Source organism: Methylobacterium sp. 391_Methyba4, from assembly GCF_029691625.1.
GTDB lineage: Bacteria > Pseudomonadota > Alphaproteobacteria > Rhizobiales > Beijerinckiaceae > Methylobacterium > Methylobacterium fujisawaense.
The window spans coordinates 4,941,824-4,963,279 of the sequence record NZ_CP121475.1; the positions used below are offsets into that span (position 1 = coordinate 4,941,824).

A 21,456-nucleotide genomic window follows, 5' to 3' on the forward strand; every position below is an offset into this window, starting at 1 on the left:
GGTTTCAACACCGGCCGTGGCGCGGCGCCCGGCCGGTCCTATCGGAGGCAGATCATGTCCCGCGCGGACCCGGCCCCAACACAATCGCCGACGTGGCGGACGGACGAGATTCTGGTCAGCATCCTGCAGTACACGGCCGGCATCGCGCTGGTGCTGACGGCGTGGGTGCTGGCCTTCACCGACCATGCCCGTGCGGCGGGGTCCGCGCTGCTGCCGGGCTTGCTCATCATCATGCTCTACGGCGCCAACCAGATCCGCTTCCGGGCCGTGCTGGAACGGACGGTCCTGCTCGTCGGGGTTTGGACGCTGGTCGCACCCTGGGCCCTCGGCTTCGCGGCGAATGACGGCGCGACCTGGGCGCATGTCGTTCTCGGGAGCCTGGCCGTCGCCTCCGCCACGGCCCTGCTGCGGATCGCGAGGCGGCCATGACGGTCTCGCGGCCCGCCGCCTGCGCGGCGCTCCTCGCCGGCCTTCTGGCGGTCGGAACCGGCGCCGCGGCGGCCGATCCCGACGAGGGTCACCGCCTCCGGGGATGGACCATCGCCACGCAGCTCTGCAGCCCGTGTCACGTCATCGGTCGCGTCCCGCAGGCCGGCGACGCCATGGGACCGTCCTTCGTCCGGATCGCCAACATGCCCTCGACGACCGGACTGGCGCTCAACGTCTTCCTGCAGAGCCACCACCAGCGCATGCCGAGCCTGCGGCTCGACCGCGACGAGATGGATGCGGTCATCGACTACATCCTCAGCCTCAAGGAGGCCGAGGCCATCCGGCCATGAGGCGCGGCACGCTTTCGGAGCCCGTCAGGGACGAGACGCAGATACGCCTGCAGACATGCCTGCCGCCCGTCAGGCCGCACGCGACGGCCTCGGAGCCGGGCAGGCCCCGCGCCGGACGGCCGTTGCTCTCCGGCGTCAGTGATGGGCTGGGCGTCGGCGATGCACCGGTCGCGCGGGTCGCGGCCTTCGGGGCGGCCGTCGCGTCTCCGCGCCGTCAGGATACCGGAACCGAGGCGCCGGAGGTATCGGCCTTCAGGTGCTCCCGGAACCACCGCGCCGCGTGCTGTGCCACCGTCTCGAGCGTCCCCGGCTCCTCGAAAAGGTGCGACGCACCGGGCACGACGACCAGGCGCTTGACGCAGGTCAGACGGGCCAGGGCCGCCTCGTTCAGGGCGAGAACCTCGGGGTCGCGGCTCCCCACGAGCAGCAGCGTCGGAGCCCGCACGCGGGCCAGGGTCGCGCCCGCCAGGTCGGGGCGGCCGCCGCGCGACACGATCGCCCCGACCTGATCCGGCTCGGCGGCGGCCGCAATCAGCGCGGCCGCCGCCCCGGTGCTCGCGCCGAAATAGCCCCGCGGGAGCCGCCGCAGATCCCGCTGGCCGGAGAGCCACGCGGCCACGGAGCGCAGCCGCCCGGCCAGGAACGGGATGTCGAAACGCAGCTGGCCGGTCCGGCGGTCGGCCGTCTCTTCGCTCGGGGTCAGAAGGTCCGCCAGCACCGTCGCGAAGCCCACCGCATTGAGCGCCTGCGCGACGCTGCGGTTGCGCGGGCTGAAGCGGCCGCTTCCGGAACCGTGCGCGAACAGGATGACGCCGCGGGGCGTGCGTGGAACGTGCAGGTCGGCCGCCAGGAACGCCGCGGCGGCCGGAATCCGGATCTGCTGCTCGCGCGGGGCGAGGATTTCGTCCATGGCCAGCTCCTCCGCTGGGGAGAGGATCGCGCCGGCGGCTCAGAGGCCGACCGGGAAGGTTTCCGGCACCTCGCCCGCATCCCACTCGGCCGTCCGCTCCAGGGGCGTCACCGCGCGTGTCTCGTCGAAGTGGAGGATCGCGTCGAACTGCTCCGGAAGGCAGGCTCGGGCATAATGGCTCTGCAGCTCCGTATCGGGCCGGTAGATGACGCCGATCGCCCGCTCGATCCGGTCGGTCCGGAGGATTTGCTCCGCCTCCCCGCCGAGGGTGAGGGGCAGCAGGAAGCGGCCTATGCCGAGGGCGTGGAACAAGGCCTCGTAGCTGTCGGGTCGCGCGGGACGCACGCGCTTGCGTTCGGCCGGCTGATCCCAGTCGGAGGCGGCCGTCACGGTCCCCGCGTAGGTGGTGAAGCCGACGCTCACGACGGCGCGGCCGTGGCGTTCCCGCAGCAGCTGCCCCAGGTTCAGTTCGCCCCGCTCGCCCATCGCAGTGGCGCGGGCGTCGCCGAGATGGGAGTTGTGCGCCCAGACGGCGATCTTCACCGGGCCGGGCCGGCGCTCCAGATGCGCCACCAGCCGCTCCAGGCTGTCGGCCATGTGGCGGTCCCGCAGGTTCCAGGAGGAGACCTCCGCCAGGAACATCGTGCGGTAATAGGCTTCGGCGCTCTTGACGACGCGTGCGTTCTGCTCGGCGTTGAAGAGTTCCTCGCCATCGGCGCTGCCGCTCCAGGACAGGGTATCGGCCGTGCGCCGCTGCAGCGCCAGGAGCTGGGCGACGGCCTGCTCCTGGCAGGATCCGATGCCCTTCAGCCCGGTCATGAAGCCGTAGGCCTGGCCGCTGTCGCCGAACCGGTCGAAGCAGGCGTAGCGCGTACGCGCCACCGCGGCGGCGGCCGGGTCGACGGCTTCCAGGCAGCGGAGCACCGCCTTCATCGAGGCGCGCAGGCTGTAGAGATCGATGCCGTACACGCCCACCCGCGCCTGCGCCGGCAGGCCCTGGTTGTGGATGCGCAGCCACTCGACGAACTCGACCATCTCGGTGTTGCGCCACATCCAGGTGGGGAAGCGGCGGAAGCCGGCGAGCGCCTCGACGGCGTCGAGGTCGTCGCTGTCGCCGCGAACGTAGCGGTTCACCCGCCGGGCATCCGGCCAGTCGGCCTCGATGGCCACGGCCCCGAAGCCCTTGTCGGTGATCAGCCGCCGGGTGATCTCCGCCCGTTCCCGGTAGAACTCGTGCGTCCCGTGGGAGGCCTCGCCGAGGAGCGCGAAGCGCGCCTCGCCGATCAGCGCCAGCAGCGGATCGTAGTCGTCGGGGCCGCCTTCCAGGGGGATCGCCGCCGCGCGCAGGCGGCGGAGGACCGTGGGGTCCGGCGCGTCGTCGGCGTGCGCCGCGGCGGGATCGGCCGCGCCCGCGGCCTGCGCGCGCCCGAGCAGCCGGCGCACCTCGTCGTCGCTCGTCTGCGTGAAATCCCGGTACGCGGCGCCCACCGCCCAGAACGGTTCGGGCAGGTCGGCGCAGACGACCGCATCCGCCTCGTGTTTCAGCCGCTCGACCGTCTCGCGGGAGGCGGTGGGCACGGCCACGACCACCTCCTTCGGCTGGCGCTGCCGGATCGCCCGGATGGCGGCCTGCATCGAGGCGCCGGTGGCCAGGCCATCGTCCACCAGGATGACGGTGCGCCCGCGGACATCGGCGGGCGCACGCCCGCCGCGATAGACGCGCTCGCGCCGCAGGAGCTCCTCTTGCTCCTGCGCGGTGACCGCGTCGATCAGGTAGGGGGGGACCTTCAGGGACGCGACGATGTCCTGGTTGAGAACCCGCACACCGCCGCTGGCGATGGCGCCCATGGCGAGTTCCTCGTAGCCCGGCACGCCGAGCTTGCGCACGATGAACACGTCGAGGGGCGCATGCAGCGCGTCGGCCACCGCGGCCGCCACCGGAACGCCGCCGCGCGGCAGCGCCAGGATCACGACGTCGGAGCGCCCGGCGAAGGCGGCGAGTCCCTTGACGAGTTCCCGGCCCGCTTCGGCGCGGTCGCGAAAGATGCGCTCGGCCATCGCCACCCTCCCGCTGCGCGGATCCCGGAACAGGATCGTCGTTCTCCGGGGCGGGCGACCCGACGCGTCGGGCCCGCCCCGGGCTCGTGTTCGAAAGCCGGCTACGCGGCCTGAACGGCGATCGTCTTCTCGGCCTTCGCCTCCGCGGTCTTCGGCAGCGTCACCGTCAGCACGCCGTTCTTGAGGACCGCCTCGATCTTGCTCGCGTCGACGCCCGGCGGCATGCGGAAGGCCCGCTCGATGGCGCCGAACCGGCGCTCGGACAGGTAGAAGCCCTCGCCCTTGCGTTCCTGGTCTTGCCGCTTCTCCCCCTTGATCATCAGCATGCCGTCGGTGACTTTGACCTCGACATGCTTCTCATCGATCCCGGGAAGCTCGGCCGTGACTTCGTAGCAGGTCGGCTTGTTCTGTATGTCGGCCACGGGAGACAGTTGCCACAGCGCGCCGCCGGTGAACGGCGTGGTGGCCGCCCCGAGGAAATCGAAGGGCACGCGCTTCAGGCTGCGCGCCAGGTCGTCGATGAGATGATCGATGTCCCGGCGCACATTCTCGAACGGACGCCATTCGGCCGTTGCGGACGCGCGCTCCGACCCGTCGCTGCTGACCGACACTTTTGTACCGGACTCGGCCATGGGGAATGCCTCCTCTCAAGAAGTGGTCCGCATCGGTAGGGCCCGCACCCCGATGCGGCATTGATTCACCTCAAGATCAACCGCGCCAGAAGACACGAAAATAAACGATAATCAGAATACGAATATTTGGAAAAACGACGACATCAACAAGACATCGAGACAGCCTCAGGCTGTCCACACAGGATCTCCATCCGCACCGCAGGCGTGCGCGGGGGGGCCGGGATCCAGCCGTCGGTCCCAGGGCGGCCTGCCCGCGCGCCTTCGTCAGCGATGATGCGCGGAGACGGCGCGCAGAACCTCGCCCGACAGCCCGGCGCCGACCTTATGGGAGATGTCCCCGAGGCTCACCATGCCGACGAGCTTCTGGTCGGCATCGATGACCGGAAGGCGGCGGACCCGCTTGTTCTCCATGATCTTGATCGCCAGAGCGAGATCGTCATCCGGAGCGCAGCAGGCGACCCGGGTGGTCATCACGTCGGTCGCGGTCATCGTCTGCGGGTCCTTGCCGTCCGCCAGGGCGCGGCACGCGATGTCCCGGTCGGTGACGATGCCGACCAAGTGGCCGTCCGACTTGACGGGCAGCGCGCCCACATCGGCATCCCGCATCTGCCGCGCAATCACGTCGACGCGCGTCTCGGCCGAGACGAAAGTCGCACCTTTGTGCATGACGTCACGGACTTTCATGAGCTTGGCCTCGTGCTGATGGTTTCGGATCCGCCCCGGAATCGCCTCCGCGCGGATTCTGTCTGAAACCCTCTTCCGGCTGGAATGACCGGCATTGATGCAGGTCAACGGAAGTTTCGTTCAGCTCAAGACTTCGTCCGAAGCTCGCGCCCGAAGCACAGGCGTTCCGCGGGCCCCGGCGACCGGTGCGCGAAACCTTCCGCGGCTCAGTGCGCCATCAGGGTCGGCACCGTTATCCTGCGGAGGAGGTCGCGGCTCGCCCCGCCGAGGAAGACCTCGCGCAGGCGGGAATGGCCGTAGGCCCCCATCACGAGAAGGTCGACGCCGGCCTGGGCGACCTCCGCCAGCAGGGTTTCGCCGACGGTGGTGCCGCTGATGATCGCGCGGTAATCGGCGGCGATGCCGTGGCGACCCAGATGCTTCACCACGCGGGCGCCGCCCTCGCTGACGCCGGCCACCGCCTCCGTCTGCACCGTGAGGACGCGCACGCGCTCGGCGCGGCTCAGGAGCGGCAGCGCATCGGCCAGCGCCCGTGCAGCCGCGGCGCTGCCGTCCCAGGCCACCGTGACGGCGCCGAACCGCGCCGGCCGGCCCCACCGCGCCGGCACCACGAGGATCGGCCGGCCCGCTCCGAGGAGAAGGTCTTCGATATAGGCATCCGCCGGCTTGTCGCGGCCCGGATCGGCCCGCTCGACCACGATGAGATCGGCGAGGCGGGCCCGATCCAGCAGGCGGCTCCGGATGTCGCCCGCGCTCCCGCTCAGGGTTTCCATCTCCATCGGCACGTCGGCGGTTCTGGCGGCGTAGGACAGGTCGTCGGCGGCATCGCGCACCACCGCGAGGGCGGCCTCACGGGCCGAGAGGGCGAAGCCATAGGGCAGCTCCGCCAGGGGGGCCTCATCGCCGCCCTCCGGCTGGAGGTACAGGCATCCGGCCGCGGCCCCGACCTCCCGGGCCAGGGACAGCGCGTAGGGCCCGGCGGCCTCTCCGACCGCGTCCGCGACGATGAGCAGATCCTTGATCATGGCGCGCATCCTGTGAGGGCGAACCGGAGGACGATCCGCGTTCCGGTCCAGGCCGCCAGGGTGCGCCGATGGGCACGGCGAGCCTTGATTCATCGCAAAGAGGCCGGACGACCGGCCTTTGATGTCCCTCAATGCCGCGCCCGGGACAGAGGCGGATCCTGGCGGCTCACTCGGGCACGCGGAGGCGGGCGATGCGTGACGTCCTGGTCGTCTATTATTCGCGCTCGGGCACGACCGACGTGGTGGCCCGGGCGCTCGCGACCGCGCTCGGCGCCGACCTCGATCGGATCACGCCTGCGGTCTCCTATGCGGGGGCGGCGGGATTCGTGAGAGGCCTGTGGCATGCGCTCCGTCGGATCGGGCCGCCGATCCGGAAGCGCTTCGATCCGGCGCCGTTCAAGACGGTCGTCCTGTGCTCACCCGTCTGGGCCGGCCGGCTTCCCGGGCCGGTGCGGACCTACCTCCAGGAGGCCGGGGCGCCGCCGCACCTGCTCGGCGTCGCCGTCTCGGGCTCGGGGGGCGCGCAGGCCGCCTTCTTCCGGGATCTGGAGCAGATCAGCGGCTGCGCCGGCATGCCCACCCTCTCGTTGACACAACGCCAGGTCCTGACCGGCGCGTATCGCCCGTCCCTGGACGCGTTTGCCCAGACGGCGCGTCGCGGCTTGAGCGACGCGGCCCCGGCCCGGCCCCGCGCGGACGGCAACGCGCCGGATCGGTCCGGTCCGGACGGCCTTCCGGGCGGCGGCCTCATCGCCTGAAGGCGGGCAGCAGGGGAAGGAACGTGATCGCGATCTCGAGGGCGATCAGCAGGACGACCACGATCTCCAGGCGCAACGAGCGGTTCGTGTGCATCAGGTCGGTGAGCGCGGTCGCCGTCGCGCCGATCACGGTGAGCTTGCGATTCAGTGTGGCCGTCCGCTCCCGCAGCTCGTACTCGTCCTCGAGGCGCGCGTAGAGGCGTTCCAGGCCCGGCTGATCCCACAGCACCTCGGGCTTCTCCTCGACCGCCACGCGCCCCGACACCCTGTGCTGGACGAGCAGCGTGCTGCCGACATGCTTCAGGACGGCCCGACGGCCGCCCGATGCGCGCCCCGTCTCGGCCAGGCGCCGCGCCAAGGGCTCGATCACGTCGAAGACAGCCGCGACCTCGATCTCGTTCTGCGCCAGCGCCGTGCTCTTGGCGAGGATGTCGGCGATGACGATCAGGCGCCCGGGCGTCAGCTGGCGGATGGCGATCCGGCCGCCGGGCACGACCTGATCGTCGTGATCCGGCCCGATCTCGATCGTGGCGGTCTCCTCTTCCGGCCGCGTCACGGGACCGCGGACGCGCGACAGCAGGCCTACCGCCATCGCCTCCACCTCGCTCGGAGACAGCCCGACCGTCACCACGACCCCGTAGCGGAAGACCACCGCGAAACCGCACCCGACCCGCAAGGCGAGCGGGTTGATCGCGAGCGTGTCGTTGCGTTCGAGACCCGCCGTATCGATGCGGTCGCCGAGGATCCGGGCGCGGGCGATCAGGCATTGCGGTTCGACCGGCAGCGTGTCCTGGCTCAGCGGAACCCCCGACCGCGTCGATCCGATGCCCGGCCGCGAGAGGGACCCGGCGCCCGGTTTGATCCAACGCAAGGTGTCCCGTCGCCCCGCGCAATACGGTCCCGGGCACGGCGGCGACACGCGCGCCGGACCCGTTGAGGGAGCGGAGGATGCGCACCATCGACAATCAATCGCAGGACATCTTCCTGAACGGATTGAGTCTCCTGCTGGGCATCGGCCTGATCGCGGCGCCCTGGTATTTCGGATTCGCGTCCGAGACCGCCGCGGCTTGGAACGCCTGGATCTTCGGCACCACGGTCGCGATCCTCGCCGTGCTGGCGCTGATGCAGACCTACGACTGGGAGGTCTACGCCATCGCGGCAGCGGGACTCTGGGTCTGCCTGGCCCCTTGGGCGCTCGGCTTCCAGGAGGCCACGGTGGCGACGTGGGCGCATGTGAGCTTCGGCATCGCGCTGGTCATCTCGGCGAGTTCCGAAGTCTGGCGTCTGCGCGAATCCCCGTCGGCCTACGAGGTCTGAGCCGGCGCCGCCCCCCTGGCCCGCAACCCTCGCCGTGCCGCGGCCTGCCTCGTCCTCCGGGGGGCCGCCGTTCCGGCCCTCGCCGGATCCGGCCCTGGAGGCGTGGCGCCCGCGCCGATGCGCTGGAGCCCCCGTCGGGGATCGACCGCTCGGGAGCGCGGGTCCGCCCTCGGTCCGTCGAGGGCCGTGAAGCCATCGTGGTCGTGACGCTCGTAACGCTGCCGTGGCCCCTCGGGGCGCATTCGAGGCGCGGCGCGCCGGCGTTCCCCCCGCTGAGCATCGGATCCATCAGGGCGTCCCGGAGCGGTGGGCGAAGAGCTGCGCCAGGGCGCAGGAGGCCAGCCGCACCTCCGGGCTGTCGGAGCGGCTCGTCAGGATGATCGGGACACGGGCGCCGAGCAGCAGACCGGCAGCGTCGGCGCCCGCGAGATGGATCAGCTGCTTGGCGAGCATGTTGCCCGACACGAGGTCCGGCACCACGAGGATGTCGGCCTCGCCCGCGACCGGCGACACGAGGGCCTTCGCGGCGGCGGCGGCGCAGGAGATGGCGGTGTCGAAGGCCAGCGGCCCGTCGACGAGGCCGTCCATGATCTGCCCGCGCCCGGCCATCTTGCACAGGGCCGCCGCGTCGAGGGTCGAGCCGAGCTTCGTGGAGACCGTCTCGACGGCCGAGAGGATCGCCACCTTGGGCTGCGCGATGCCGAGCGCGCGGGCGAGGTCGATGGCGTTCTGCACGATGTCGCGCTTCTCCTCCAGGCTCGGCGCGATGTTGACGGCGGCATCGGTCAGGAACAGGGGCTTGGGGTAGCTCGGCACGTCGAGGGCGTAGACGTGGCTCATGCGCCGCTCGGTCCGCAGGCCCGTCGCCCGGGCGATGGCGGCCGCCAGGATTTCGTCGGTGTGGAGCGCGCCCTTCATCAGCGCCGTTACCCGGCCGGCGCGGGCGAGGGAGACCGCCTTCTCCGCCGCGGCGTGGCTGTGGGGCGCGTCGACGATCTCGATGCCGTCGAGGACGAGGCCGGCCGCGCGCGCCGCGGCCTCGATCTTCGACCGCGGCCCCACCAGAATCGGCACGATCAGCCCGGCCTCGCGCGCGGCGCGCGCGCCCTCAAGCGAGACCGCATCGCAGGGATGGACGACGGCCGTCAGCGCCGGGGCGAAGCGGCGCGCCGCCGCAAGCATGGGTTTCCAATGCACGCCCCGCTCGTGCAGGTGGACCTCCGGCAGCAGGACGCGCGGCCGGCGCACCTTGTCGGCGGGGGCCAGCACCTCGGCCTCGCCGGTGATGACCGTCTCGCCCTGCGCATTCAGGCAGACGCAGTCGAGGCGGACCCGCTGATCGGCGGCCTCCTTGGCGCGCACGGTGACGCGCGCCGTCACGGTGTCGCCGATCCGGACCGGGTGCAGGAACCGCAGGGACTGGCTGAGATAGACCGTGCCGGGCCCGGGCAGCTCGGTGCCGAGCACCGCCGAGATCAGCGACCCGCCCCAGAGCCCGTGCGCGATCACCCCGTGGAACCGGTCCTCGGCGGCATAATCCCGATCGAGATGGGCCGGGTTCACGTCGCCGGAGGCCAGGGCGAACAGGCTGATGTCCTGCGCCTGCAGGGTGCGGGTCAGGCTGGCGGTGTCGCCCACCGCGATCTCGTCGAAGGTGCGGTTCTCGATGAAGCGGGGCGGTTCCATCGGGCCACCCGCTCAGGCTTCCAGCACGTAGGCGCCGGGCGCGTCCCCGAGCACCGCGTAGCCCGAGGCCGGCGCGCCCATCGCGGGCGGCGGGGCGGGCGGCCCCGACCGCTCGGCGAGCCAGGCGGCCCAGGCGGGCCACCAGGACCCTTCGCACTGGGGCGTCTGCCCGATCCAGGTGTCGGGATCGCGGTAACGGTCGGTCGCCCGCGTGGTGCGGATCCGATGATGGGCCTGCTTCCGCCCCGGCGGCGCGACGATCCCGGCATTGTGGCCGCCGCTGGCGAGGACGAAGGTGACGTCGGTATCGGCGAGGGGGTGGATCTTGAACACCGAACGCCAGGGCGCGACGTGATCGCGTTCCGTGGCCGCCGCGAAGACCGGGACGCGGATGTCGCTGATGGAGACCGGCCGGTCTCCGGCCAGGAAACGCCCCTCCGCGAGATCGTTGTCGAGGAACAGGCCACGCAGATATTCGGCGTGCATCCGCGCCGGCAGGCGCGTCGCGTCCGCGTTCCAGGCCGTCAGGTCTGTCATCGGCTGTCGCCGCCCCAGGAGATAGTCGCGGACGATCCGGGACCAGATCAGGTCGTTCGAACGCAGGAGCTGGAAGGCGCCGGCCATCTGCCGGGCATCGAGGGTGCCCTGGCTGCGCATCAGGCTCTCCAGGAAGCTGATCTGGCTCTCGCCGATGAACAGCGTCAGCTCTCCGGCCTCGGTGAAGTCGAGCTGCGCGGCGAACAGGCTGAGTGAGGCGAGGCGCGCGTCGCCGTCCCGGCTCATCGCGGCGGCCGCGATGGCGAGCAACGTGCCGCCCAGGCAATACCCGGCCGCGTGGATCGGATGGCCGGGAACGATGGCCGCGACGGCCTCGAGGGCCGCCATCACGCCGAGCCGGCGATAATCGTCGAAGGACACGTCCCGGTCCTCCGGACCGGGATTGCGCCAGGAGATCATGAAGACGGTGTGGCCCTGGCCCGTGAGGTACCGGACCAGAGAGTTTTCGGGCGACAGATCGAGGATGTAGAACTTCATGATCCAGGCCGGGACGATCAGCACCGGCTCCGGCCGGACCGCGGGCACGTTGGGGGCGTACTGGATCAGCTCGATCAGCCGGTTGCGGAACACGACCTTGCCGGGCGAGACCGCCACCGCGACGCCGACCGGGAAGGCGTCGGCGCCGACCGGCTTCAGACCGTCGGCCGCGCGCTGGGCGTCCTCGGCGGCATTGAGCAGGCCCGTGACGAGGTTCGCACCGCCGGTCCGCACAGTCTCGCCCAGCACGACCGGATTGGTCCAGGGCAGGTTCGAGGGCGCGGCGGCATCGAGGACTTGGCGCGCCGCGAAGGCGACCATGGTCTCGTGGGCGCGGCACACGCCGGGCACGCCGGTCGTGGCGTTGTGCCACCATTGCTGGGTCAGCAGGAACGACTGGCAGGCGAGGCTGAAGGGCCAGACCTGCCAGGCCGGATCGTCGAAGCGGTGGTCCTGGGGCAGCGGATCGATGCACGGCGCAGCGTGACCCTGCAGGACGGCGCTGCGGGCGGCGAACTGCGCGAGGCGCACCTGCTTCCGCAGGAGCTTCATCACCAATGTGGCCTGCTTGCCCGGCGAGAAGGCCGCGTGGATGGCCCAGTCGAACCACGCCTCGGCGAGGGCCGCGGGGGAGAGACCGGCCGTCATCCGGGCGACGGACGCGTGCACGCTCTGATCGATCGCGCGCCGGACCGGCGCCAGATCGTCCTCGTCCTCGGGGGGATCGGGCCGGGATGCCGGGCTGGGGACCTCCGGGATCGGGCGCAGACGCAACCCGGGCCGCGGCGGCTCAGCGGCCGTCTCGGCCCGGTCTCTCACCTCAGCGTCGAGCATGCACGGTCTCCTGCGACGCCGCGCAGGGTACGGCAGGCGCAGCCGCCGTCCCGTGATTCAGATCAAGGTGCGGCGGACGGCCCCCGGCCGCGGTCCCCCGACGTCACGAGAGGGCGACCGTCTTGCGGAACCGCAGGATCGCCGCGACGACGAACACGGCGCCGATCACGCTCACCACCACGATGCGGGGCCAGACCGCGTCGAGACCGGCGCCCCGGTAGAGGATCGCCTGCGCGAAGGCCACGAAATGGACCGTGGGGGAAGCCTGGAGGAGCGTGGCGAGCCAGGGCGGCATGCTCTCCAGCGGCGTGTTGCTCCCGGACAGCATGGCGAGCGGCAGGTAGACCAGGAGGTAGATCAGGCCGAGCTGCGGCATCGAGCGCGCGAGGGTGCCCAGGAACAGGCCGATCGCCGTCGCGAAGAACAGGTACGCCGCCGTCCCGACCAGAAACAGCGGGATGGAGCCGATGATCGGCACGTGCAGCAGGCCCCGCACGACGAGGACGAGGGACAGGCCCACGGCCACCAGGATGACGAGGCCGTTGGACCAGACCTTCGCCATGGCGATCTCGAAGGGCGTGACCGGCATCACCAGCAGGTGCTCCAACGTCCCCCGCTCGCGCTCCCGCACCACCGCCGCACCGGCCAGGATGATGGCCAGCATCGTCACGCTGTTGAGGATCCCCATCACGCTCGTGAACCACGCCGTCTCGGCATTGGGGTTGAAGGCGATGCGCGCGACGAGTGCGACCGGCGCCGGCGCCGGCCCCCCTGCGCGGCTGACGAAGCGGGCGACCTCGTCGGCCACGATCTGCTGCGCGTAGGCTGCGCCGAGGCCGGCCTGCACCATCGCGGTGGCGTCGATGTCGAGCTGGAGCCGGGCCGGCTTCAGACCGAGCAGGTCGGCTTGGAAGCGCGGCGGGATGTCGAGCACGAACGTGTAGGTGCCCGCGTTCAGCGCCGGGACGATGTCCCGTTCGGCGATGGCGACGGGCGGCTTGAAATGGGGGGGCAGGAAGGCCTGCGTGATCTGCCGGGACAGCGTCGAGCGGTCCTCGTCGACGATGGCGATCGCGGCGTTGTGCAGTTCCTGCGAGCTGCTCTGCGCCTGCGCCAGGATGGCGAGGGAGAAGCTGTAGACGACGAGGCCCAGCAGGACGTAGTCGCGCCCGAAGCTGCGCAGCTCCTTGGTCCCGAGCCAGACGATGTTCGCGAGGGTGGCCACGGCGCAGTCCCGTCCGCGATCAGGATTCCTGCCGGGGCATCGCCAGGCAGGCCGCCGCGGTCAGGACGGGGACGAATACAGCCAGGATGGCGAGGCTGCCGGCGAGGTCGGCCCAGCCGAGGCCCTTGGTGAAGGCCCCGAGGCTCACCGGCAGGTAATAGGTCATGGGGAAGAGCCGCCCCAGGATGCGCCCCAGGCCCGACAGGGAGGCCACGGGGACGAGCATCCCGGCGAACATGGTGGCGGGCAGTACGGTCATGATGGCGGTGCCGAACAGGGCCGCGATCTGGGTCCGCGCGAAGGTCGAGACCAGCATCCCGTAGGCCGTCGTCGCCGTCACGTAGATCAGCGTGCCGACGACCAGGACCGAGGCGCTCCCCTTCAGCGGGACCCCGAAGACGAACTGGGCCAGCAGGACCATCAGCGCGAAATTGACGAGCGCCAAGCCGATATAGGGGAGCTGCTTGCCCAGCAGGAATTCCAGGCGCGTCAGGGGCGTCACATAGAGATTGGTGATCGAGCCGAGCTCCTTCTCGCGCACCACCGCCAGCGCCATCATGATCGCCGGGATCAGGGCGAGCTGGAGGGCGATCTGCGCCGGCACCATCGCGAAGATGCTGTCGAAATCCTGGTTGTACTTGAAGCGGACCGCGATCTCGGCCTGGGGAGCCGGATCGGCCTTGGCAGGAAATCGCCGCGGATCGGACAGATAGCGCTGGTGCACCCCCGACAGGTAGCCCCGGATGGTCTGCGCGAAGAACGGCCGGGCTCCGTCGATCCAGGCCGCCACCTGCGTCGGCCGCCCGCGGGCCACGTCCCGGCCGAAGCCCGGCGGGATCTCGATCGCGGCCGCGATGTCCCCCCGGGCGAGCCGCCGCTCGAGATCGCCGAACCCCGACAGGGGCGGGGTCTCCACGAAATAGCGCGAGCCGCGCAGGTCCTCGAGATAGGCGCGGCTCGCGTGGCTCCGGTCGTGATCGAGCACCGCGAAGGCGACGCTGTTCACGTCGGTGGAAATGCCGAAGCCGAAGACCAGCATCAGGAAGGTCGTGCCCAGGACCGCGAAGGCGAGGCGGATCCGGTCGCGCGCCAGTTCCAGCGCCTCGCGACGCGCGCAGGCGAGGAGCCGGTGCGGGCTGAACGGGATGATGCCGTCCGTCCGGGGGCCGGACGGGGGAAGCCGCGCCTCCGTGATCGCGGGCGTCTGCGGGGGCGCTCCGGTGCCGCCGGCTCCGGCCCGTTCGAGGAGGGCCACGAAGGCGTCCTCCAGGGTGGCGGCCCCGCAGCGCGCCACCAGTCCCGCGGGGGTGTCGATGGCCAGGACCCGCCCCGAATCCATCAGCGCGAGGCGGTCGCAGCGTTCGGCCTCGGCCATGAAGTGGGTCGACACGAAGATCGTCACGCCCTGGCGGCGCGCGAGATCGAGCAGGAGAGCCCAGAAGCGGTCGCGTGCCGGCGGATCCACCCCGGAGGTCGGCTCGTCGAGAATGAGGAGTTCGGGCCCGTGGACGACGGCCACCGCCAGGGACAGGCGCTGCCGGATGCCGAGCGGCAGGTCCTCGGCACGCTGATCGACGTGGCGGGCGAGGTCGAACTGCGCGACGAGTTCGGCCACCCGGGCGCGCCTGGCCTCGGGGCTGAGCCGGAACAGGCGGGCATGCAGGGCGAGGTTCTGCCGGACGGTCAGCTCGGCATAGAGCGAGAAGGCCTGCGACATGTAGCCGACCCGTCGGCGCGCCGCGATGCCGCCCGCGGCGACCGGCTCCCCGAACAGGAGCGCCTCGCCCTCGCTCGGCGGCAGGAGGCCGGTCAGGACCTTCATGGTCGTGGTCTTGCCGCAGCCGTTCGAGCCGACGAACCCGAAGATCTCCCCGGGCAGGATGTCGAAGCTGACGCGGTCCACCGCCGTGAAGGCGCCGAACCGCCGTGTCAGGTCGCGGGCGGTGATGATCGGCCGGTCGCGCCCGGGGGCGGCCCTGGGCGGCACCGGCGCCCGGGACGGGGGCGCGTCCGCCTGCGGCAGCAGGGCCGTGAAGGCGGCCTCGACGCCGGCCGCGCCGGTCCGCCGCCGAAGCCCCTCCGGGGAGCCCGTGGCGACCACCCGGCCGTCGTTCATGGCGACGAGCCAGTCGAAGGCCTCCGCCTCCTGCATGTAGGCCGTGGCGACCAGCACCGACATGGCCGGGCGCCGCGCCCGGATGCGCCCGATCAGCTCCCAGAACTGCCGGCGCGAAAGCGGATCGACCCCGGTGGTCGGCTCGTCGAGGATCAGCAGGTCGGGATCGTGGATCAGGGCGCAGCAGAGGCCGAGCTTCTGGCGCATGCCGCCGGACAGCTTCCCGGCCGGGCGGTCCGCGAAGGGCGCGAGCCCCGTGGCGGCCAGGAGTTCGGCGATCCGCGCGTCCCGCTCCGCCGGCTCCTGCCCGAACAGCCGGCCGAAGACGTCGACGTTCTCGCGCACGCTGAGGCTGGCGTAGAGATTGCGCCCGAGTCCCTGCGGCATGTAGGCGATCCGCGGACACGCGGCCGCCCGGTGCCGAGCCTGCGCGATGTCGCCGTCGAGGACCGTGGCGCGGCCCGCCTGAAGCCGCCGGGCCCCCGCGAGAATCGCGAGCAGCGACGACTTCCCGACGCCGTCCGGCCCGATCAGGCCCACGAGCCGGCCGCCGGGGATCGCCAGCGTCACGTCGTCGAGTGCGACGGTCCGGCCGTAGCGGTGGGTGAGATGCTCGACCCGGGCGACGGTGAGATCCGGCGGCCCCATCACGCGTCTCAGGGCGCCGTGGGGATCGGCGCGGGAGCCGGTGCAGCCGGCGGCGGGCTCGGGAGGAGCGAGGCCGGCCAAGCGGCCGTCTCGTCGGTCCGCACATAGGCGATCCCGGGCAACCCGCTGCGGATGAGGCGCTCGCGTCCACGGAGGCGCTCCGGGTCGATCCGCACCCGGATCCGGAACATCAGCTTGTCGCGCTCGTCACGGGTCTCCACGGTCTTCGGCGTGAACTGCGCCTGGCTCGAGACGAAGACCACCCGCGCCGGGATGACGTGCCGAGGATAGGCGTCGAGCACGATGCGCGCCTCCGCGCCGATCCGGACACGGCCCGCCTCCGGCGTCGGCAGGTAGACATCCATGCGGACGTCAGCGGCGTCGAGCATCGTGAAGACCTTGCCGCCGGCGCCCAGGACCTCGCCGACATTGGCGACGCGATACTCGATGGGCCCGTCGCGCGGCGCGACGAGGGAATTGTCGGCGATGTTGACCCGGATAAAGGCGGCGCTCTGCGTCTGGGCTTCGAGGGCGTGCCGGGCCGCGCCGACCCGCGCGGCCGCCGCCTCCCGGGCGGCCTGCGCCGCGTCGGCGTTCTTCCGCGCGACCTCCAGCGCATGTTCGCCGCCGCCGAACCGCGCCTCGGCCGCGCTCAGCGCCGCGGCCGCCTCGTCCGCCGCCTGCCGGCGCGTGTCGAGCTGCTCGGCGGACGCGTAGCCCCGCGCCGTGAGATAGGTCGAGCGGCTCAGCTCCTGCTGGGTGAGCTTCACGTGGCTCTGCCGCTCCTGGATGTTGGCGCGGGCCTCCGCGACGGCGCGCTCGGCCTGGCTGACCGCGGCCTGGGTGGCGAGAACCTGGGCCTGCTGCTGGACGAGGGTCCGCTCCGCCTCCTCCACGCCCTTCTGGGCCTGGCGGATCTGCGCCTCCGCCTGGCTCAGCTGCGCCTCCAGATCCCGCGTATCCATCACGGCGACGACCTGCCCGGCCCGCACCAGGTCGCCCTCTTCGACGAGAAGACGCGCGATACGGCCGGCGAACTTGGTCTCGATGTCGATCACGTTCGCTTCGAGCCGGCCATTCCCGGAGGCGAAGCCCGGCGGCAGCAACGGGCGGTGGGCCTTCCACCACCCGTAGCCGCCCCCGGCGAGAATCAGCAGCACGATGGCGGCCGTGAGCCACAGGCCGCGTGATCGCCGATCCGGCCCGGCGGGGGGGCATGGCGCGGGAGACGGGACGCTGGCCCCGGGCGCGGGGACGACCTTGTCACGAAGCACCTCCGCCGTCCGGTTGCGGGCGCTGACGGAGGGCAGGACGGTGTCCACGCTCATGGGGACGCGCCCTCGATCCGTACGGCGCTGTCGGCAGGCGTGGCGGGATGCGTGGCGGGATGCGTGGCGGGATGCGTGGCGGCGGAATCCTCCGCCCGGGCGTCGTCTGGGCCCGGCAGGACCGTGCCGGTGATCGGCTCGACCCACGTCAGATGGTCGCGCAGGGCGACGACGCCCGGAACGCCGTCGACGGCGGCGCGCACCGCGCCCCTCTCCCGCTCGTCGGCGATCCAGCCGTGGAGCTCGACCGTTCCGTGCCGGACGGCGACCGCGATGGTGGCCTTCGGGATGCAGACGGCTTGGTCGAAGGCCGCGAGGATGTCCTGACGGATCTCGACATCACTGCGGTGGCCCGCAGTCCCGTCCGCGTCCAAGGCGGTGCCGAGAGCCCGGACGACATCCGCCCGGCTCACGATCCCGACGACGGCGTGCCCGCGCAGGACCGGCACCCGCTTGATCCGAGCCCGTATCAGGGTCTCGACGATCGCCTTCAGGGGCGTGTCCTCCGTCACGGTGGTCACGGGGCTGGACATCACCGCCTCGACCCGCCGGCCGTGCGCGTGGACATAATCCTCGGCGAGCCGGCCGGGGCTGCGCAGATACGCGATCCAGCGCGACATGCGGTGTTCGGTGCCGAGTTCGACCCGGCGGAGCAGATCGCCCTCCGTCACCATGCCGACGAGCGCGCCCTGCGCATCGATGACCGGCAGGCCGCTGATCTCGGCGTCGAGCATGAGATCGATCGCGCGCCGCAGGGCCGTGTCGGGGCAGACGCTGACGACGGGCGCCGACATGATCTGCCGGGCGCACAGGGGATGCAGCCTCAGGTGCGACCGGTCGCCCGCGGACGGCGACGGGGCATCGGGCCCTGGGGCCTGATCCGGAACGGGGGTGAGCGCTGGCATTCACAACCTCCCCGGCTTGGGATCGGGGCATCGATCAACCGGCATCGGCAGGGCGGCCGGCCACGGAGCAGGGTGCGCAGCCCAACCTTCGGCCCGCCTTGCGCTGGATCAAGCCCGGACGGACGGAGGGCCCGCCGCGGCCCGGAATCACGTCTGAGCGGGCGTGCCCCGCTCGTCCGGTTTCAGCCGCAGCACCGGTCCCGGCGAGGCCTGCCGGTCCATCACGGACTGGTCGATATCGCGCGCGGCATTCGCGTAGATCTCGAACCGCCGCTGGAGGACGGCCCGCTTGATGCGGTTCTTGCACTTGACCATGGCCGCGCGCGCCTTGTCGGCCCGCCGCCGCAGCTTGAGCGCCAGTTTCTCGTAGGATTTGTCGATGCGGGCGCCGACCCGTTCGGTCTCTTCGCTCAGGTTCGTAGCGAGATCGCGTTTCATGGCTTCACCTCTTCGCAGGTCTGCCATTCATCGCTGCCGGCGCAGCCTGGGCGTTGATCCAGCGCAACGTGCGGGCCGACGGGACGGCGCAACCGCCGGGGTAAGGCGACAGGCGGCGCCCTCCCCCGTGCGGGACCGGGGTCCCGCGCGCAGGCCGGTGCCGCAGGCTTCGGCCCGGCGGGCCGTGAAACGGCGTCAGGCCATCCGTTCGCTGCTGTGGCTCATCCGGCGCGCGACGTAATCCGTGCGGTGCCAATGCTGGCCGAAGATCAGCCATGCCACCCCGAAGCCGACGCCGCCGGCGGCGAGCAGCGCCGCCACTGCGGCCGGATCGTGGCCGTTGGCCACCCGGCGGCTCAGCGCGTGTTCGTGCGGTCCCAGATGGATCGCCTGCCGCAGCGCTTCGGGGCTCTTCAGGATGTCCTGCAGGGCCCGTCTCACGTGTTCGCCGATGCGGCCGGCAAAGCGCTCATCCGGATGGGCGCCCTCCCCGCCCCGGCCCTCATGCTCGACGACCTCGTGTGCGTGGCTGTCCGTCATAGCGCGTCTCCATGGCTGGCTGCGGGTTCACGGGCGATCCGGTCTGCCGCTGCCCGGCCGTTCCGTCCAGACGAGAGCGACGATGCGGTCCTCGACGGCCCGGATGCGGGGCGCGGACCCGCGGCAAACTCTGCTCGCCCCCGGCCGGCGAGCCTTGATCTAGCGCAACGGCGACCGGGCCGATGACGACGAGCCCGGCGCCGCACGCGGGCCGAGCCTTGCGATAGGTCAATGCGGGGAACCCGGATCGGTCTGTGATGCCGTCACACGCTCTACCTCTACGGCGGAGGCGGCCATGCGGTATCCTCTCGTTCTCGGATGTTCGATCGCTCTTGCGGTGGTCTCGTCGGCTCTGGTCCGGGCCGGCGACAGGCCGGATTCGATGGATGTTGCGGCCAACCGAAGCGACTACATCGCCAAGAGCGGTGCGACCGTGCCGAAACCGGACAAGATCGACGTCGACGAGAGCAGCCAGATCCAGCGGCGCACGCCGGAGCAGATCCGCGACGACGCCATCACCCGCGGCATCTGCGTCGGCTGCACCCGGTGATCCTCCGGCCGGGCGCGGACGACCCCGGCGCGGATCGGGCCGAACCGCGGCCCCGCCCCCCTCTCGCGCCGAGCCGGTCCCCCTTCGGGCGGCCGGTGCCCTAATACGTCGCGAACAGCCGCGCCACCGCCTCCGGCTCCGTCGTGACGGTCAGCGCCAGGGCCAGCAGGATTCTGGCCTTCTGCGGGGTGAGGTTGTCGGCGCTGAGGATGCCGCGGGTGCGCAGCCGGGTGGTGAGCGGGACGACGCCGCTGCCGGCCCGGGTCGACATCACCACCACGATCCCGGCGGCAGCCGCCGCCTCCAGGGCCTCGGCCTCGGCCGGCGGGGTCATGCCCGGGGCAAGACCGGCCGCGACGAGGCCGCGCGCGCCCGCCGACAGGAAGGCCCGGACCGCGGTGCCGTCCGCGTCGGCGTAGCCATAGACGATATCGACCCGCGGCAGCGCGGGCAGGCTGCGGATGTCGAAGGGCGTGCCCGGTGCGTGCGCCCGCTCGGAGCGGCGATAGTAGCGGACGCTGTCGCCGTCGACATGGCCGAGCACGCCGAAATCCGGCGTCCGGAACGTCTGAAGCCGGGCCACCGAGGTCTTGGTCACCTCGCGCGCCGCCTGGATCTCGTCGTTGAGCACCACCAGCACGCCGCGCCCGCGGGAGGCCGGCGCCGCGGCGGTGCGGATCGCGGCCACGAGATTGAGCTTGGCGTCGGTGGAGAGGGCGCTCATCGGCCGCTGCGAGCCGACCAGCACCACCGGCAGATCGATCGTCAGGGTCAGGCTCAGGGCGTAGGCGGTCTCCTCCAGGGTGGCGGTGCCGTGCCCGATGACGATTCCCGCGAGATCCGCATGCTCGGCCGCGAGGCGCTCGCACAGGCGCACGAGGTCGCGCCACTCGGCAAATCCGATCGCCGGGCTCGGGACCGCCTGGAACGGGACCGGCACCACCGTGGCGACGGTGGCGAGTTCCGGGACCGCCTCCAGGATGCCGCCGGCTTCGAGGCGCCGGTCGGTGGCGGTGTAGTCGAGGATGTCGAGGGTGTCGCGCCCGAGGGACGAGATCGTCCCGCCCGTGCCGATGAACGCGACCTTGGGCAATCCGGTCCCCGATCCTGCCGCCATGCCGTGCCTCCCGACCCTGTCCGGTCGCGCGAATGCGATGGCGGAGTGATGCCGCGTCGCGCGGCCGAGGTCGACCCCGGCCGCGCGCAGGCGGGCGATGCGTCGGGCGGGCGGCCCCCTCGGCCGGCCACGCCCGCACCGCCGGCTCAGCTCTGGAAGTCGACCAGAAGGGCCGAGAGGCTGCTGCTGCTGTTGGTGGTGCCGTTGGCGCCATAGCCGGCGCCGACCGACTGGCTGCTCTGGAGCTGCTGCATGAAGGTCGAGAGGAGGTCGTTCGTCGACTGCGTCACCGACGTGGAGGACGAGGTCCCGCTGCCGGTGCTGCCGGAGGCGGCGCTCCCCGGCGGCGGACCGGGCGGGGGGCCGGGCGGCGGACCGTCCGGCCCGGACACGTCGCCGGTGGCGTCCGCGCTCTGAATGCTCTGGCCGTGGCTGGAAAACAGGTTCTTCAGCTCCGTGGCCTGGTCGGTGGTGAGGCTGCCGCTGCTGACCTGATCGGCGATCAGGCCGTCGATCCGATCCTTCATGGAGGACGGGTCGAGCTTGGACCGGGTCGTGGTGCTGCCCGAGGCGGAGCTGTCCGACGACAGACTCGAATCGATGCTGCTCAGGGCGCTGGTGAGCGCCGTCGCGTCGGTGCTGCTGATCGTGCCGGCCGACAGCGCGCTGCTGATCGTGTCGGACATCTGGGTCTTGGGCGACGGAGGCGGCGACCATCGCTGCGCGGAGAGCTGCGATGTCGCGGTGGATGAGACGGTACTCATGAGGGGGCTCGGGTCACGGATGAGCCGGATTCGCCCGGCGGCGGGTCCGTGTGCAAATTACCCACGCGAGTCTTAAGGCCGCGTTTCCGGAACCGCCCGGATCCCCG

At 71.8% G+C, this 21,456-nt stretch carries 21 protein-coding genes; 5 read left to right on the forward strand and 16 right to left on the reverse strand.

Going from position 1 to position 21,456, the window contains the following annotated elements:
* Positions 1–54 precede the first annotated feature (54 nt).
* The gene (locus P9K36_RS23320; protein WP_043387180.1) at positions 55–429 is read left to right on the forward strand and encodes an SPW repeat protein; all 375 of its coding nucleotides are present in this window, start codon (positions 55–57) and stop codon (positions 427–429) included.
* Complete coding sequence (locus P9K36_RS23325; RefSeq protein WP_043352630.1) at positions 426–779, forward strand: cytochrome c552; 354 nt, start codon at positions 426–428, stop codon at positions 777–779. The genes P9K36_RS23320 and P9K36_RS23325 overlap by 4 nt, the downstream gene beginning before the upstream one ends.
* Before the next feature lie 214 nt (positions 780–993).
* Here P9K36_RS23325 and P9K36_RS23330 read toward each other — a convergent pair whose 3' ends face one another.
* From P9K36_RS23330 to P9K36_RS23350, 5 genes are all read right to left on the reverse strand, one after another.
* The gene (locus tag P9K36_RS23330; protein WP_043387178.1) at positions 994–1,689 is read right to left on the reverse strand and encodes an alpha/beta fold hydrolase; all 696 of its coding nucleotides are present in this window, start codon (positions 1,687–1,689) and stop codon (positions 994–996) included.
* Between the two features lie 39 nt (positions 1,690–1,728).
* Positions 1,729–3,747: an erythromycin esterase family protein gene (locus tag P9K36_RS23335; RefSeq protein WP_278306086.1), complete on the reverse strand. Its 2,019-nt coding sequence runs from the start codon at positions 3,745–3,747 to the stop codon at positions 1,729–1,731.
* A gap of 101 nt (positions 3,748–3,848) precedes the next feature.
* Positions 3,849–4,379 carry an Hsp20/alpha crystallin family protein gene (locus tag P9K36_RS23340; RefSeq protein WP_278306087.1) on the reverse strand — a complete coding sequence of 177 codons (531 nt, stop codon included), beginning with the start codon at positions 4,377–4,379 and terminating at the stop codon, positions 3,849–3,851.
* Positions 4,380–4,643: 264 nt separating this feature from the next.
* The gene (locus P9K36_RS23345) at positions 4,644–5,063 is read right to left on the reverse strand and encodes a CBS domain-containing protein (protein ID WP_043352646.1); all 420 of its coding nucleotides are present in this window, start codon (positions 5,061–5,063) and stop codon (positions 4,644–4,646) included.
* A gap of 206 nt (positions 5,064–5,269) precedes the next feature.
* Positions 5,270–6,088 carry a universal stress protein gene (locus P9K36_RS23350; protein WP_043386946.1) on the reverse strand — a complete coding sequence of 273 codons (819 nt, stop codon included), beginning with the start codon at positions 6,086–6,088 and terminating at the stop codon, positions 5,270–5,272.
* Between the two features lie 191 nt (positions 6,089–6,279).
* Here P9K36_RS23350 and P9K36_RS23355 point away from each other — a divergent pair, with 191 nt between their 5' ends.
* Positions 6,280–6,846 (forward strand): flavodoxin, encoded by a 567-nt coding sequence (locus P9K36_RS23355; protein ID WP_075380915.1) that lies wholly within the window; start codon positions 6,280–6,282, stop codon positions 6,844–6,846.
* Here P9K36_RS23355 and P9K36_RS23360 read toward each other — a convergent pair.
* Positions 6,836–7,717 (reverse strand): RMD1 family protein, encoded by an 882-nt coding sequence (locus P9K36_RS23360; RefSeq protein ID WP_347568044.1) that lies wholly within the window; start codon positions 7,715–7,717, stop codon positions 6,836–6,838. The two genes, P9K36_RS23355 and P9K36_RS23360, sit on opposite strands and share 11 nt — an antisense overlap.
* Before the next feature lie 77 nt (positions 7,718–7,794).
* Here P9K36_RS23360 and P9K36_RS23365 point away from each other — a divergent pair, with 77 nt between their 5' ends.
* The gene (locus P9K36_RS23365; RefSeq protein ID WP_043386891.1) at positions 7,795–8,163 is read left to right on the forward strand and encodes an SPW repeat protein; all 369 of its coding nucleotides are present in this window, start codon (positions 7,795–7,797) and stop codon (positions 8,161–8,163) included.
* Positions 8,164–8,451: 288 nt separating this feature from the next.
* Here the strand turns inward: P9K36_RS23365 and P9K36_RS23370 are convergent, their stop codons facing one another.
* From P9K36_RS23370 to P9K36_RS23405, 8 genes are all read right to left on the reverse strand, one after another.
* Positions 8,452–9,849 (reverse strand): bifunctional enoyl-CoA hydratase/phosphate acetyltransferase, encoded by a 1,398-nt coding sequence (locus tag P9K36_RS23370; protein ID WP_278306088.1) that lies wholly within the window; start codon positions 9,847–9,849, stop codon positions 8,452–8,454.
* A 12-nt stretch (positions 9,850–9,861) separates the two neighbouring features.
* The gene (locus tag P9K36_RS23375) at positions 9,862–11,532 is read right to left on the reverse strand and encodes an alpha/beta fold hydrolase (protein ID WP_244538991.1); all 1,671 of its coding nucleotides are present in this window, start codon (positions 11,530–11,532) and stop codon (positions 9,862–9,864) included.
* Between the two features lie 289 nt (positions 11,533–11,821).
* Positions 11,822–12,943: an ABC transporter permease gene (locus tag P9K36_RS23380; RefSeq protein ID WP_043386898.1), complete on the reverse strand. Its 1,122-nt coding sequence runs from the start codon at positions 12,941–12,943 to the stop codon at positions 11,822–11,824.
* Positions 12,944–12,962: 19 nt separating this feature from the next.
* Positions 12,963–15,707: a ribosome-associated ATPase/putative transporter RbbA gene (gene rbbA, locus P9K36_RS23385; RefSeq protein ID WP_043386950.1), complete on the reverse strand. Its 2,745-nt coding sequence runs from the start codon at positions 15,705–15,707 to the stop codon at positions 12,963–12,965.
* Positions 15,708–15,715: 8 nt separating this feature from the next.
* Positions 15,716–17,035, reverse strand: a complete 1,320-nt coding sequence (locus P9K36_RS23390; protein WP_043386900.1) for an HlyD family efflux transporter periplasmic adaptor subunit — start codon at positions 17,033–17,035, stop codon at positions 15,716–15,718.
* Entirely contained in the window at positions 17,032–17,940 is a 909-nt protein-coding gene (locus P9K36_RS23395; protein ID WP_091995250.1) for a CBS domain-containing protein, read from the reverse strand. The genes P9K36_RS23390 and P9K36_RS23395 overlap by 4 nt, the downstream gene beginning before the upstream one ends.
* Before the next feature lie 147 nt (positions 17,941–18,087).
* On the reverse strand, positions 18,088–18,378 hold the full coding sequence (locus P9K36_RS23400) for a hypothetical protein (RefSeq protein WP_051044756.1): 291 nt from the start codon (positions 18,376–18,378) through the stop codon (positions 18,088–18,090).
* A gap of 195 nt (positions 18,379–18,573) precedes the next feature.
* Positions 18,574–18,918 (reverse strand): hypothetical protein, encoded by a 345-nt coding sequence (locus tag P9K36_RS23405; protein WP_043386904.1) that lies wholly within the window; start codon positions 18,916–18,918, stop codon positions 18,574–18,576.
* Between the two features lie 295 nt (positions 18,919–19,213).
* Here P9K36_RS23405 and P9K36_RS23410 point away from each other — a divergent pair, with 295 nt between their 5' ends.
* On the forward strand, positions 19,214–19,468 hold the full coding sequence (locus tag P9K36_RS23410; protein ID WP_043386906.1) for a hypothetical protein: 255 nt from the start codon (positions 19,214–19,216) through the stop codon (positions 19,466–19,468).
* A 100-nt stretch (positions 19,469–19,568) separates the two neighbouring features.
* On the opposite strand, the gene P9K36_RS23415 is transcribed toward P9K36_RS23410, so the two are convergent.
* Complete coding sequence (locus P9K36_RS23415) at positions 19,569–20,585, reverse strand: asparaginase (RefSeq protein WP_043386909.1); 1,017 nt, start codon at positions 20,583–20,585, stop codon at positions 19,569–19,571.
* 146 nt (positions 20,586–20,731) lie between these two features.
* Entirely contained in the window at positions 20,732–21,349 is a 618-nt protein-coding gene (locus P9K36_RS23420) for a hypothetical protein (protein WP_043386912.1), read from the reverse strand.
* Positions 21,350–21,456: the final 107 nt, after the last annotated feature.

What these genes read in the sequence shown, in the direction of transcription:
- P9K36_RS23405 (WP_043386904.1), bottom strand. Translation starts at nt 18,918, where the DNA reads ATGACGGACAGCCACGCACACGAGGTCGTCGAGCATGAGGGCCGGGGC.
- P9K36_RS23330 (WP_043387178.1), bottom strand. Translation starts at nt 1,689, where the DNA reads ATGGACGAAATCCTCGCCCCGCGCGAGCAGCAGATCCGGATTCCGGCC.
- P9K36_RS23350 (WP_043386946.1), bottom strand. Translation starts at nt 6,088, where the DNA reads ATGATCAAGGATCTGCTCATCGTCGCGGACGCGGTCGGAGAGGCCGCC.
- P9K36_RS23400 (WP_051044756.1), bottom strand. Translation starts at nt 18,378, where the DNA reads ATGAAACGCGATCTCGCTACGAACCTGAGCGAAGAGACCGAACGGGTC.
- P9K36_RS23345 (WP_043352646.1), bottom strand. Translation starts at nt 5,063, where the DNA reads ATGAAAGTCCGTGACGTCATGCACAAAGGTGCGACTTTCGTCTCGGCC.
- P9K36_RS23410 (WP_043386906.1), top strand. Translation starts at nt 19,214, where the DNA reads ATGCGGTATCCTCTCGTTCTCGGATGTTCGATCGCTCTTGCGGTGGTC.
- P9K36_RS23335 (WP_278306086.1), bottom strand. Translation starts at nt 3,747, where the DNA reads ATGGCCGAGCGCATCTTTCGCGACCGCGCCGAAGCGGGCCGGGAACTC.
- P9K36_RS23420 (WP_043386912.1), bottom strand. Translation starts at nt 21,349, where the DNA reads ATGAGTACCGTCTCATCCACCGCGACATCGCAGCTCTCCGCGCAGCGA.
- P9K36_RS23375 (WP_244538991.1), bottom strand. Translation starts at nt 11,532, where the DNA reads ATGACGGCCGGTCTCTCCCCCGCGGCCCTCGCCGAGGCGTGGTTCGAC.
- P9K36_RS23390 (WP_043386900.1), bottom strand. Translation starts at nt 17,035, where the DNA reads ATGAGCGTGGACACCGTCCTGCCCTCCGTCAGCGCCCGCAACCGGACG.
- rbbA (WP_043386950.1), bottom strand. Translation starts at nt 15,707, where the DNA reads ATGGGGCCGCCGGATCTCACCGTCGCCCGGGTCGAGCATCTCACCCAC.
- P9K36_RS23355 (WP_075380915.1), top strand. Translation starts at nt 6,280, where the DNA reads ATGCGTGACGTCCTGGTCGTCTATTATTCGCGCTCGGGCACGACCGAC.
- P9K36_RS23340 (WP_278306087.1), bottom strand. Translation starts at nt 4,379, where the DNA reads ATGGCCGAGTCCGGTACAAAAGTGTCGGTCAGCAGCGACGGGTCGGAG.
- P9K36_RS23325 (WP_043352630.1), top strand. Translation starts at nt 426, where the DNA reads ATGACGGTCTCGCGGCCCGCCGCCTGCGCGGCGCTCCTCGCCGGCCTT.
- P9K36_RS23395 (WP_091995250.1), bottom strand. Translation starts at nt 17,940, where the DNA reads ATGCCAGCGCTCACCCCCGTTCCGGATCAGGCCCCAGGGCCCGATGCC.
- P9K36_RS23415 (WP_043386909.1), bottom strand. Translation starts at nt 20,585, where the DNA reads ATGGCGGCAGGATCGGGGACCGGATTGCCCAAGGTCGCGTTCATCGGC.
- P9K36_RS23370 (WP_278306088.1), bottom strand. Translation starts at nt 9,849, where the DNA reads ATGGAACCGCCCCGCTTCATCGAGAACCGCACCTTCGACGAGATCGCG.
- P9K36_RS23365 (WP_043386891.1), top strand. Translation starts at nt 7,795, where the DNA reads ATGCGCACCATCGACAATCAATCGCAGGACATCTTCCTGAACGGATTG.
- P9K36_RS23320 (WP_043387180.1), top strand. Translation starts at nt 55, where the DNA reads ATGTCCCGCGCGGACCCGGCCCCAACACAATCGCCGACGTGGCGGACG.